Origin of the sequence: uncultured Aquimarina sp. (assembly GCF_947500065.1) — a bacterium.
Classification (GTDB): Bacteria; Bacteroidota; Bacteroidia; order Flavobacteriales; family Flavobacteriaceae; genus Aquimarina.
This window is the reverse complement of the sequence record NZ_CANMQT010000006.1, coordinates 342,065-354,524: the sequence shown is the minus strand read 5'-3', so window position 1 is coordinate 354,524 and position 12,460 is coordinate 342,065. Positions and strand designations below refer to the sequence as shown.

The 12,460-nt window shown below is 32.4% G+C and carries 11 protein-coding genes; all 11 read right to left on the bottom strand.

Features of this window, described 5'->3' with window-relative positions:
- Positions 1 to 92: 92 nt before the first annotated feature.
- The 11 genes from Q0975_RS18775 to Q0975_RS18725 all read right to left on the bottom strand — a co-directional run bounded on the left by Q0975_RS18775 (position 93) and on the right by Q0975_RS18725 (position 12,448).
- Positions 93 to 998: a ribonuclease Z gene (locus tag Q0975_RS18775; RefSeq protein WP_299439470.1), complete on the bottom strand. Its 906-nt coding sequence runs from the start codon at positions 996 to 998 to the stop codon at positions 93 to 95.
- A 62-nt stretch (positions 999 to 1,060) separates the two neighbouring features.
- Positions 1,061 to 1,513, bottom strand: coding sequence for a thioredoxin family protein (locus Q0975_RS18770; protein WP_299439468.1), 453 nt, complete (start codon positions 1,511 to 1,513; stop codon positions 1,061 to 1,063).
- A gap of 52 nt (positions 1,514 to 1,565) precedes the next feature.
- A complete protein-coding gene (locus tag Q0975_RS18765; protein ID WP_299439466.1) occupies positions 1,566 to 1,898 on the bottom strand; it encodes a ribonuclease Z in 333 nt (110 codons plus the stop codon).
- Between the two features lie 4 nt (positions 1,899 to 1,902).
- Entirely contained in the window at positions 1,903 to 2,832 is a 930-nt protein-coding gene (locus Q0975_RS18760) for an aspartate carbamoyltransferase catalytic subunit (protein ID WP_299439464.1), read from the bottom strand.
- A 60-nt stretch (positions 2,833 to 2,892) separates the two neighbouring features.
- Complete coding sequence (gene pyrR / locus Q0975_RS18755) at positions 2,893 to 3,432, bottom strand: bifunctional pyr operon transcriptional regulator/uracil phosphoribosyltransferase PyrR (protein WP_299439462.1); 540 nt, start codon at positions 3,430 to 3,432, stop codon at positions 2,893 to 2,895.
- A 181-nt stretch (positions 3,433 to 3,613) separates the two neighbouring features.
- On the bottom strand, positions 3,614 to 5,440 hold the full coding sequence (gene rpsA, locus Q0975_RS18750; protein ID WP_299439460.1) for a 30S ribosomal protein S1: 1,827 nt from the start codon (positions 5,438 to 5,440) through the stop codon (positions 3,614 to 3,616).
- A 167-nt stretch (positions 5,441 to 5,607) separates the two neighbouring features.
- Positions 5,608 to 6,018 (bottom strand): retropepsin-like aspartic protease, encoded by a 411-nt coding sequence (locus Q0975_RS18745; RefSeq protein ID WP_299439458.1) that lies wholly within the window; start codon positions 6,016 to 6,018, stop codon positions 5,608 to 5,610.
- A 91-nt stretch (positions 6,019 to 6,109) separates the two neighbouring features.
- Entirely contained in the window at positions 6,110 to 6,628 is a 519-nt protein-coding gene (locus tag Q0975_RS18740) for a hypothetical protein (RefSeq protein WP_299439455.1), read from the bottom strand.
- A 48-nt stretch (positions 6,629 to 6,676) separates the two neighbouring features.
- Entirely contained in the window at positions 6,677 to 8,734 is a 2,058-nt protein-coding gene (locus tag Q0975_RS18735; RefSeq protein ID WP_299439453.1) for an OmpA family protein, read from the bottom strand.
- Positions 8,735 to 8,737: 3 nt separating this feature from the next.
- Positions 8,738 to 9,655, bottom strand: a complete 918-nt coding sequence (locus Q0975_RS18730; protein WP_299439451.1) for a type IX secretion system membrane protein PorP/SprF — start codon at positions 9,653 to 9,655, stop codon at positions 8,738 to 8,740.
- Positions 9,656 to 9,658: 3 nt separating this feature from the next.
- Complete coding sequence (locus tag Q0975_RS18725) at positions 9,659 to 12,448, bottom strand: gliding motility-associated C-terminal domain-containing protein (RefSeq protein ID WP_299439449.1); 2,790 nt, start codon at positions 12,446 to 12,448, stop codon at positions 9,659 to 9,661.
- Between the last annotated feature and the right edge of the window lie 12 nt (positions 12,449 to 12,460).

Genomic DNA, 12,460 nt, shown 5'->3' with positions numbered 1-12,460 from the left:
CACACTCGAGTATCTATAATTAAAAACAAACTACATTAAAAACACCCTACTTTATTGAAGGTAAATTTTTAAAATCAGGAAAGTACATTCATCTAAAAGGTAAAAACTTTACCATCATCACCAACTTCAACATTTTCAAAAACTGTTAAAGCTTCGTCTTTAAATTGTTCTATATTACCATATCTGGTTGAATAATGTCCTAAAATTAGGTTTTTCACATTTGCTTTCTTTGCAATAGTAGCTGCTTCCATAGCAGTACTATGTCCAGTTTTCTCACATAAATGTTTATGACTTTCCAGAAAGGTTGATTCATGATACAAAGCAGTTACTCCATTAATTAAAGGAATTTTATGCTCATCATACCTAGTGTCACTACAAAAAGCATAACTTTTTACAGGAAGAGGTTCATCCGTCAATTCGGAGTTAGGTATAATATCTCCATCTTCAGATATTGCATCTTTACCTTTCTTAATTGACTTATAATAGGCCTTATCAATATCATAGTTAAGAACCTTACTCATTACTAATTTTCGGTCACCAGGTTTCTCTTCAAACAAAAATCCATTACAATATATTCGATGTTGAAGTGGAATTGTACGAACCACTACCGCGTCATCCTCAAATACTACTTCCGAATCTTGGCTGGTAAGTTCATGAAAATGTAAAGGATAATCTGTCCAAGAACTAGCAAGTTTTAACTGCAATGTAATTGCTTCTTTAATTCCTTTTGGTCCATATATATGAAGTGGATTTTCTCTATTTAGCATTCTAAATGTAGAAACCAATCCTACTAACCCAAAAAAATGATCTCCATGGAGATGAGAAATAAAAATATGATTAATTCTGGAGAATTTTACTTTATTTCTTCTAAGTTCCACCTGAGTACCTTCTCCACAATCGATAAGGAAAATGTGGTTATTTATTTCTAATACCTGAGAGGTTGGATTTGTGAACGTTCTGGGAGTTGCAGAATAACAACCTAAAATAGTTACTTTCAATTTATTTTACATCTTAATTTAAAACAGCGTGAATATACTCTAATCTGATATATTAATCAATCTCAGTCGCCAAAAGAATCAAAAGTAGTAAGCAACTCTATGTAACGTTTAACAGACATTTTTCTATACCCCGTTGCACCAAGAACTTCACCTTCTTTATCAATCATCAAAATAACTGGAAATACCATTTTTCGATTATATTGTTCTGCGAGTTCTAAGTTTTTTTGCTGCTGAATTTCTGATAATCTATTTTTTTTACGTTTGGGAAAATCTGCCTTTACCCAAACAAAATTTTGATTCGCAAATTCCTCAAATTCAGGATCAGAAAACACTCTTCTCTCTAGTTTAATACAAGGCGGACACCAATCTGATCCGGTAAAAAGTAAAACAATATTTTGGTTTTTTTCTTTTGCTAAAGCTTTTGCTTCATCAAAATCGTACTTCCAATCTTGCGCATAAACGGTACTAAAAAGCATGGATGTTAGCACAAGAATAAATGGGGCTAATTTATTCATATATGATATGACGTAAAAAATTACTGTAGATTACAGAATAAACAACAAAACTTTAGAAATCAAGATCTCGTTCTATTTCTTCCATTTCGATTAAGTCTAATGCCTCTATCAAAGTCGGAACAATGGTAATTTCTTTAGGAGTATCATCGTACGCTATTTTATCAGTAACAATAACAAAAGACCTTCTATTTGTCTTATGTTTTTTTGAAACTCTTAGAAACTCATTAATATCATCGACAGAAATCTCTTTTAATGAAAAAAGATTTGCCACAATATTATCGTTTTTCATGGATTCATACTTATCCTCAATTCCCTTTACAAATTCTACTATAGTAGCTTTCTCCTGCGTTATTATAGTGGTACTACCTTCTTTATTAAATATCATAAGTTTATTGTTTTATTTTTGAAGCTAAAAGATAAATAACCGCCATTCTCACTGCTACTCCGTTCTGAACCTGATCTAATATTATGGCTTGTTTAGAATCAGCAACATCACTCGTGATCTCTACTCCACGATTAATGGGACCCGGATGCATTATTACAATCTCTTTATCAAGGCTATCCAATAACCTTTTATTTACTCCAAATTGTTGAGTATATTCTCTTGTAGATGGAAAATAACTTATTTCCATACGCTCATTTTGTACGCGTAACATATTAGCTACATCACACCATTGTAAAGCTTTGGTAAGGTCAGTTTCTACAGTAACTCCAAGTTTATCAATATATTTTGGTATTAAGGTTTTTGGACCACACACTTTTACTTCAGCTCCTTGCAATTTAAGTGCAAAAATATTAGATAGCGCCACTCTAGAGTGCAAAATATCTCCAACAATAACTACTTTTTTCCCCTGTACTTCTCCTAATTTTTCTCTTATCGAATATGAATCTAACAATGCTTGAGTTGGATGTTCATGAGCTCCATCTCCAGCATTTATAATACTTGCATTTACATGCTTAGAAAGAAAAACACCTGCTCCTGGATTTGGGTGCCTCATCACCACCATATCCACTTTCATTGAAAGGATATTATTAACTGTATCAATAAGTGTTTCTCCTTTTTTAACTGAAGATGATGCTGCAGAAAAATTAACAACATCAGCAGATAATCTTTTTTCAGCTAGTTCGAAGGACAACCTCGTTCTCGTACTATTTTCAAAAAAAAGGTTGGCAATCGTTATATCTCTAAGCGAAGGAACTTTTTTTATCGGTCTATTAATCACCTCCTTAAAGTGATCCGCCGTTTCAAAAATGAGATTTATATCTTCCTTTGTAAGATACTTAATTCCTAGTAAGTGATTTACACTTAATTCGCTCATTCGTTTACTTTCTTATGTATTTTGAAACGTTAAGATTAACTTTTCAAAAATTATTCAACTTTAATTATTTATCAAATAAACTGCATCTTCTCCTCCATTTTCTATCCAATGCACTTTTACTTTTTCCTGATTAATCGCATCCACTTGTCTACCTCGATAGTTAGGTTGTATTGGTAGATGGCGGCTAAAACGTCTATCAATTAGCGTAAGTAACTCTATCTCTCTAGGTCTACCAAAAGATTGTATCGCCGTCAAAGCAGATCTTATACTTCGTCCTGTATACAAAACATCATCTATAAAAACGACTCTCTTATCTTCCACAGTAAAATCAATATGTGTTTTATTCGCTTCCAAAGGTTTTTCTCCTCTTCTGAAATCATCACGATAAAAGGTGATGTCAAGATACCCCATTTTAAGCTCAGTTAAATTATAATCTTTAACTAAAATATTCTTTATCCTGTCTGCTAAAAAAATCCCTCGAGGTTGAACTCCTACCAGAACTGTATCTTCAAAATGAGTATGATTTTCTATTAATTGACAAGCCAAACGGTGCAGAATAATATCTATCTCTTTTGCACTAAGTAGTAATTTTTGACTCATAATCTCCAAATAGATATTTGGTATACAAAAGTAATAAATTTTAGAGTTATAACATCAGTAGATCATCATAAGTTTTAACAATTCTAAATACACCTTGGTAAGGATTCCGTGGAAAATCAACAAACAAAAAAAAAGACCGTTCTCTCGAACGGTCTTTCATTATATATTGAAATTAAGAAGTTTAGTTACCTCCTTTTTCCATTTTAGCTTTAAGATCTGCTAATGCATCGATATCACCAAGAGTGGTTTTTTCAGATGAACTTGCAGCAGCTTTCTTAGCAGCTTGCTTAACGATCTTAGCTTCTTCTTCTTTGAATAAGGCAGTATGAGAAGCTACAACTCTTTTGAATTCTTTATTGAATTCAATGATCTGGAATTCAGCTTCATCACCTTTAGTCAGCTTCTTACCGTCTTCTTTTTCTAGATGACGTGATGGTACGAAAGCAACAATATCTTCATTAAAATCGATAGTAGCACCTTTGTCTACAATCTCTGTAATGGTATTGGTATGCTTAGTTCCAACAGCAAACTCTTTTTCATATTTGTCCCAAGGATTATCCTCAGTCTGTTTGTGTCCAAGACTTAATTTACGTCCTTCTACATCTAACTCAAGAACTAACACATCAAGTTTATCACCAACATTAGTAAAGTCTGATGGATGCTTGATTTTTTTAGTCCAAGAAAGATCAGAGATATAAATTAATCCGTCGATACCTTCTTCTAACTCTACGAATACACCAAAGTTAGTAAAGTTACGAACGATACCTGTGTGCTTAGAACCAACAGGGTATTTAGTTGTAATATCAGTCCAAGGATCTGGAGTTAATTGCTTAACACCAAGAGACATTTTTCTTTCTTCTCTATCTAACGTAAGAATTACAGCTTCTACCTCGTCTCCTACTTTTACGAAATCTTGTGCAGAACGTAAATGTGTAGACCAAGACATTTCTGAAACGTGGATTAATCCTTCTACTCCTTCTTCAACTTCAATAAACGCACCGTAATCAGCGATTACAACTACTTTACCTTTTACTTTGTCTCCAACTTTAAGTTCATTGTTAAGAGCTTCCCACGGATGTGGTTTTAACTGCTTAAGACCTAATTGGATACGTGTTTTAGCCTCATCAAAGTCTAAGATTACTACATTTAATTTCTGATCAAGCTCAACGATCTCATTTGGATGGTTGATTCTAGACCAAGAAAGATCTGTAATATGGATAAGTCCATCAACTCCACCAAGATCAACGAATACACCGTAAGAAGTAACATTCTTAACAGTACCTTCTAATACTTGACCTTTTTCTAATTGACCGATAATCTCTTTCTTCTGCTCTTCGATATCAGCTTCGATAAGTGCTTTATGAGATACAACAACGTTCTTGAATTCGTGATTAATTTTAACCACTTTAAACTCCATTGTTTTACCAACATATGCATCATAATCACGAATTGGCTTCACATCAATCTGAGAACCTGGTAAGAACGCTTCGATACCGAATACGTCTACAATCATACCTCCTTTAGTTCTACACTTAACAAAACCGTTTACGATTTCGCCTGTATCGTGAGCATTATTTACTCTATCCCAAGCCTTAATCACACGTGCTTTACGGTGAGATAAGATTAATTGACCTGTAGCGTCTTCACGTACATCAATTAATACCTCAACCTTGTCACCTACTTTAAGATCTGGGTTGTAACGAAATTCATTTAATGAAATAACACCTTCACTTTTTGCATTAATGTCAATGATAGCATCACGATCCGTAATATTTATTACAGTTCCGTCCACTACCTCATCATTTAGGGTGTCAACAAAATTTTCTGCAACTAGCTTTTCAAACTCTACAAGTTTTGAATCTTCGATTGGGTCAATACCTTCCTCGTAGTTGTGCCAGTTAAAATCTTTTAAAAATTGTTCAGGGTTTTCTTGTTGAGGAGATACAGCTGGAGCTGCCTTTGGAGCCTCTACTTCCTGAACGTCTGTGTTTTTTGTTTCTTCAGACATTGAAGATAAAATTTGTATCCTGTATTTGTTTGAGAATCAATACGAAAACGTATACAGAAGCGTTAAATTAAATCATTTTAATCCTTTTTAAATTCTCTTATTCGCTAAAAAGGGCTGCAAAAATACAATTTAATTTACTAGAAAGCAAAGAGAGTTATATAAATAAATCATTTAACTAGTGTAAGCTCATTTAAGTTTTTATTGACTGTCCATTTCTTAAATTGATCTAAAACATTTCTGCCTAACAAATTATCTGTTTCGGTTGGCATTATTCCAAAAACAACATCACGAATAGTATAACCTCCTATCATCATTGTTTTAATATTTATCCTTTCACAAAAAACGTTTGAACCATCCGCTAAGGAATAATATCCTCCTTCTAAATGGTCAACATTATAATTACCCTTTTCGGTAATTCTATCAAGTACATTTTTGGAAATCATCGATTCGCTTGCACCAGTATCTAAAATAAACTCAATATTGATATCATTAATCCCGCCATTTAAATGATAAACTCCATAATAGTTTGATAAGGGAATTTTTACATATTCAAGTTTTGAAACTATTTCTTTGTTCAAAATTACAGCCCACAAACTCAAAGACAAAGTAAAAAAAACAATTATAATTGCCAGCCATTTAAAAAACGATACTGAATTCCTTTTACTTCTACTATGCATTTTCTATTGGAACTTTAGTTACCATTTGGTTTATATGCTCATCATACCAGATAAAGACCATTCTACCATCTAAAAACTTAAATAACGGTTTATGAATTCCAAAAAGCCATAAAATTATGGAAAAACAAAACTTAAGATATAATACAGCTAAGACAAAAGCAATTGGTCTCAGTAAAAATTTAATAAGGTAAATATGTAATCTTAGTTTTTCACAATTTAGAGACATACATCGAGCATTAAATAAAACCTTAAATATTGTCCCATCAAAATAATACTCTATAGCAATAAAAACTAATGAATAAAATGTTATCAATACATACAAAATGATATTAGGCACTTCTGGAATAAAAAGTTTCACAAATTCATTCGTTAAATAAATTAATATAAAGAATAGAGAATAATCAAGTAAGAAAATCAACGCTCTCATTCTTAATTTAACTACCTCATAATCCATTCCTATTTTCTCCAAATATTCAGATTCTTCTATTTTAAAACGTGTTAATGGATTCATTAAATAATCTTTTAATATGAATAATAAAACATAGCTTAATATTCTAACTTAGTATTTTACAATCTCAAACTCACTTCTTCTGTTTGTTTGATGTTCTTCTTCTGTACATATTTTATCTTCGCAACTTATCAAGGGTTTCGATTCTCCAAATCCTTCAAATTGCATTCTCCTTGCATTTACATACCCAACTAATGCCAGATAATTACGTGTGGACTCTGCTCTTTTTTCTGATAATACCTGATTGTAAGAATCAGTTCCTCTACTATCTGTATGAGAATCAATCTTAATATACACAGTTTTATATTTATCTAGTTTTAGTGCAAACTCATCTAATACCTTTTTAGAATCTGCTCTAATATTCCACTTATCATAATCAAAATAGATTGGAGGAAGATCAAAATAAAGCTTACCATTCTTTTCAATTACCTGCGGACCTACTTTATCAGAAAGCAGCTTCAGTCTTAGTTCTTCTGCTGTAAGTTTTTCATTCTTTGTTCGCCTATCTTCTTTAGAAGCATTAACAGCTTCTGTTTTATTTTCTTCAGAATTTTCAGCAATAGCAGGTTCTTTCTTCTTTTCTAAATAAATAATATACGTCTCCTCATCTTTTTCCTTAATCACAACGGGCTTGATTTTAGTTTCATACCCATCAGAAGAAGCTTTAAAATCATACTTTCCTGAAAAAATACGTATATTAAAAGATGCTATAGAACCTAACTTTTTTTCATAAACTATCTTCTTGTCAGTATCATATAGAGTTACACTTGAGTTAGGAATGTAATTGTCTGTCGCAAATTCCCTTACCTCAAACCTTACTTTATACTCTTTTAAAAATATCTCTCCAATCTGCGAAAAAGAATACATATCATCTTCTGTTTTATTCTTTCTATTCGAAGCAAAAAAACCATCATTTTCATTATAATAAGTTAAAGAAAAATCATCATAACTAGAATTAATTGGCGTTCCCAAATTTATAGGCTTCGTGAATGTTCCTTCTTTTACTTCTGAAACAAAAACATCCATCATTCCTAATCCCAAATGACCATTAGAAGAAAAGAACATATGCCCTTCTTTAGAAATAAAAGGGAACTGTTCTCTATTTGCTGTATTTATAGTACTTCCGAGATTAACTGGCGTTCCGTATGTTCCATCTTCATTAATTTCTGCGGTATAAATATCAAAATCTCCATATCCTCCTGACATATTGGATGAAAAATATAAAGTTTTATCATCTGCAGTAATTGTTGGATGCTCAAAAGAATATCCTGTATTATTAAATACTAGCTTTTCCGGAGTCTGCCAAGAACCATCTACCTTTACTGCTTTATATAAGTGGACTGCATTGTTTCTTAAACTATCAAATTTCTTTTTTCCTTTCTCTGAATTACTTTTTGAAAAATATATAGTATTACCATCAGAGGTGAAACAAAAATTACCTTCATGAAGCTTAGAATTAATTTCTCTTGAAATAGCTTCAATCTCTGAAACAGCAGCATTTTCTTGATTAACTTTTACAGCATATATATCCAAAAACGGTCGGTGTGTCCATTTATAATTCTTACTCATAAAACCATTAGAACTTCTATCTGAAGTAAAGTATATAGTACTATCAAGTTTTACCGCACCAAATTCTGATGCTTTAGAATTAAATTCAAGAGGTTTTATAGTATAATCATCATCTTTAAGCTTAAAAGTTTCTATTATAGCTATGGCATTTGATTTATTTAACTCGATCGTTTCATCGTTCTTTTTATATAACGCTAGAAAATCAATCGCTTTTTCATATTTACCCAAAGCAGAAAGCACCTGATACATCATGAAATTGTATGAATTATCAAAAGTTTTATCCTTTCCATAAAACTTTCCTGAAGTCAGAATCTTAAGATACCTATATGCCTCTTTAAACTGAAATGTATTGTAATATGAGGTAGAAATATTCTCGAGAATATGCTTCTCATACCCTTCCTGGTTTAATTCTTCTTCATATCCCAACGCTGCATTTATATAATCTCCTTTTTCGAAAAAACGATCAGCCCTACTCTTTTTCTGAGAAAAAGTAATCTGTGTAATCAATAAGATTAATACGAGTATTATTTTAGTTTTCATAGCCTAGTAAAATCTTGGAGATGTATATTTATTACTGAAATTGAGTAAATCGAAATTATATAGTAAAATAATTTCGTGACTTCCATTATTATATCCACTTAGTTCACTGGTACTAAAGTCGTATGAATATCCAACTTTTAGGCTTTTTGTTATATTAAAACCTGCCAGTGCAATAAAAGCATCTTCATAGCGATAAGAAACTCCTAACTCGAATTTATTATAAATTAAAGAATTGAGTGAAATATCGAATGTCAGCGGAGAATCTAATACTTGTTTTATTACCATTGAAGGTTTCAATTTAACCTCATCTACTAGATCAAATACGAAACCTGTTACTCCATATAAATGTGTTTTTGATTCCGAAACTCCTATTCCATTAATAGCTACATCATTAGGTAATAAATTGGGAGATGATATTCCTGCATAAAAATTATTAGAGAATAAGAATAGACCCGCTCCAATATTAAGTTGCAATTTAGAATTATTGCTAGCAAATGCAGGATCATCCGCTACATCAGAACCAGAAGCATCAAGTTTAAAACTATTAATTCCGGCTTTTAACCCATAGGACAATTTAAAACGATCAGAAATACGGGTAATATAAGCAAAATCAACATTGAAGAAATTATTATTTGTACTAATTGCTTCGCCGATTCTATCATTTACATAATTAACACTTAACTCTATCTTTTCACTTAATGGAATATTACCAAAAATATTGGCCGTTTCTGGCGAACCGTCAATTCCTGTCCATTGTTTTCTATATAATAGACCTGTAGAAATCAATCCACTTTGGTTCGTAACATAAGCAGGATTAACTGTACTCATGTTATACATATATTGAGAATACTGTGGATCCTGCTGTGCATATAATACTGAGCAGAAAACTATCGCTATACTAAAAATTAATCGTGATTTCATCGTTTATCTGCTTAGGTAAAAGCTTCCTTGAATTGGAAAATTATTTTCAAAATTGGGTGTAAAAATGTAGAAATAGGTTCCTGATGGAAGATCATCCCCTAATCGTATTGAAACATTACTTTCTCCTCTGAACTCCTCTGTATTTCGATTACCCTCAAAAACAGTAGCTCCATATCTATTATAAATTTTCAAATTAAAATCTGGGAAAGCAACAGGAATATTAAACTCGTCTTCTATAAATAAGTCAAAAGTATCATTTTGGTTATTTCCATCAGGAGAAACTCCATCTTGAAAATCTAATGAACATACATCTCCATTAGAAAATCTCTCACCAATATTGAGTATATTTATTGCAACAGTCACCCTTTCTGATTCACAATTATCTGTATCAACAGTAGCTATATAATAAATTTGATTATCAACAAGTAATGGATTATCAATAATTGGCATATCACTCTCTAGTGTGGGGTACCAATTATAATTTAAGACATCCACTTCTATATCATCCAACCTCTTTGCGTCCAGAATACAAAATTCCTGATCTGGCACATTGGGTTCTGGCAAATCTATAATTTGTACTTCTACATTTAGTGCCGATTCATCACAAGGAGCAGTATTGGGTATTACATATCTAAAATTATATATTTTATTGATTTCGTTATCGGGATTAGGCAATAAATCAAACTCTACGACTCCTTCCGGGGTCAATGCTCCTGTATTTTCTATATCCTGAAAACTTCCTATTCTCGGAGTATCATTATCCAGTATTGTAAATAAATTTACGCGTCCATCAATTTCACAAAAAGAATCACTCCTATCATTACCTATTTCTACCGGTTCTACAATACTAATCGTAACTGTAGCTTGATCTGTTCCTAAACAACCTACATTTGCCATAACGGTATACACATAGTCACCAGGGCCAAGAATTGGCAATGTTGTATCCAGAGCATCAAAAACACCTAGATGATTTGGTGAAGTATACCCAAAAGGCCCCGTCCAACCCCCTATTGGATTAGGATCTCCTTCTAATAAATCAAAAAGAGTAACTGTCAAATTATCAGAACACAATGATATAACAGTTCCGCTTCCTGCATTTGCCTCTTTAAAAATTGTGAAAGATAAATTCGCACTTTCTGTGCACCCATCGATACTTACTGTTGAATACGTAAACGTAAAAGTTTGTTCATTATCAATTTCTGGAAACACAAAAGTATTATCTACTATATCTCCACTGCTATTTGTCCAAACTCCTGTAGTTACAATAGTATCAACTCCATTCGTTCTTAACAAACTTCTTAAGTCCACGCTCTCCTGAGTTTCACATAAATTAAGATCAGTTGTATCTTCTCCAGGATAATCAAATGGTAAAATTTCTATAGTTACTTGAGCGGTCAACACGTCACATAAAGGGAAACAAATATCATTTTCGTCTACTGCTGGTGAAAAAGGGTTACACGAAACCGAACAATTTATTGAAGAATGAACACCATATTCAAATATGTATATACCAGGTTCTTTTCCAAAAGTATTTACAGTTCCTAAATGTGAAAATCCAGGCTCTCCAACTCTTTTAAGTCCTAAATTCGATGCTCCAGAAACTAACCTCCAATCCACTGCAGCTATATTTGTATATATAAAATCTTCACCATTTTCTTCAGAAAATGTAATTAAATCAAATAAATTAATATCTCCTGGTTCTTCATTTTTACAAATTTCTGGAGGTGCAACCTCTTGACTAAATGGTCTTAACTCTTCATAAAAAACGAAACGGACTGTAGCGGATGAACTTGGACATACAGGTGATCTAGAAATTACTCTATAGGTAAAATCATAGGTTTCACATCCGAATCGTATATTATTTCCATTATCAATTAAGTCATCATATATCTTTCTTAAATTGATGACAGAATCCTGTTCATCTTCTATTTCTCCAGTAGTATCTAGATCCGCCATCCAAATACCTTCTATATCTTCATCTCTTAAATATTGATCGTCTCTTAGGTTTATATCAGCATCATACAATCCAGCTTTTAAATCGTCTTCACAGATTCTAATAGTTGAACCCGATCCAGCATCAACCGCTCTAACAACAGATACTTTGATTATAGTTTCTTGAGATGGTGCGCAAGGAGTAAAACCAGGTACCGTGTACTTAAATTCAAAAACCTCTCTATCTACCAGAGGTAGCCCTTGATCATATGGTACTTCTGCAGAAAATAATGAGCCTCCAAATTCTAATTCAAAAGTTCCTTCGAAATCGGCTCCTGAACTACTGCCTATAAACTCCCATCGCCCATTAATATGTGGAGGAGGAATGGTAGCCTCTGAAGCTAAAACTTCGAAAAGATCTAATACTTCATTATCACAAATTTCTGTATTGGCATCATTTGAACCAGGTGGTAATGCAACTCCCGAATAAGGACCTACGATTAATGTAGCTGTTCTTACTGGATCCGGTTCACAATTTACGTTACGCAACTCGAATAAATAATCATTTTGACTATCTTCTGTTGTAGAATTTTGTAATGCCCACAATGATAAATCACCTGTTAAAGAGTCAAAAGCAGCGGCAAATCTTGGTGCGATAGACCAAACTCCATCTATAGGAGTAGTGCCTGTCTCTGCGTATAGATTAATAATACCATCAGGATTACCATCCGTATCAAAATCGATGGTTGTCATATCACATATTGATATTATTTGAGTTTGATTACATTGTGATATAATCTTCCCAAAGCTTCCGAATAATATCAATAAAATGAATAGTAATTCAGCTTTATATTCTTTCAAAATTAATTAGTT

Bases quoted from the DNA above. Each gene is read 5' to 3' on its own strand.
- Q0975_RS18765 (WP_299439466.1), bottom strand. From the start codon at position 1,898: ATGATATTTAATAAAGAAGGTAGTACCACTATAATAACGCAGGAGAAA.
- pyrR (WP_299439462.1), bottom strand. From the start codon at position 3,432: ATGAGTCAAAAATTACTACTTAGTGCAAAAGAGATAGATATTATTCTG.
- rpsA (WP_299439460.1), bottom strand. From the start codon at position 5,440: ATGTCTGAAGAAACAAAAAACACAGACGTTCAGGAAGTAGAGGCTCCA.
- Q0975_RS18740 (WP_299439455.1), bottom strand. From the start codon at position 6,628: ATGAATCCATTAACACGTTTTAAAATAGAAGAATCTGAATATTTGGAG.
- Q0975_RS18730 (WP_299439451.1), bottom strand. From the start codon at position 9,655: ATGAAATCACGATTAATTTTTAGTATAGCGATAGTTTTCTGCTCAGTA.
- Q0975_RS18770 (WP_299439468.1), bottom strand. From the start codon at position 1,513: ATGAATAAATTAGCCCCATTTATTCTTGTGCTAACATCCATGCTTTTT.
- Q0975_RS18760 (WP_299439464.1), bottom strand. From the start codon at position 2,832: ATGAGCGAATTAAGTGTAAATCACTTACTAGGAATTAAGTATCTTACA.
- Q0975_RS18735 (WP_299439453.1), bottom strand. From the start codon at position 8,734: ATGAAAACTAAAATAATACTCGTATTAATCTTATTGATTACACAGATT.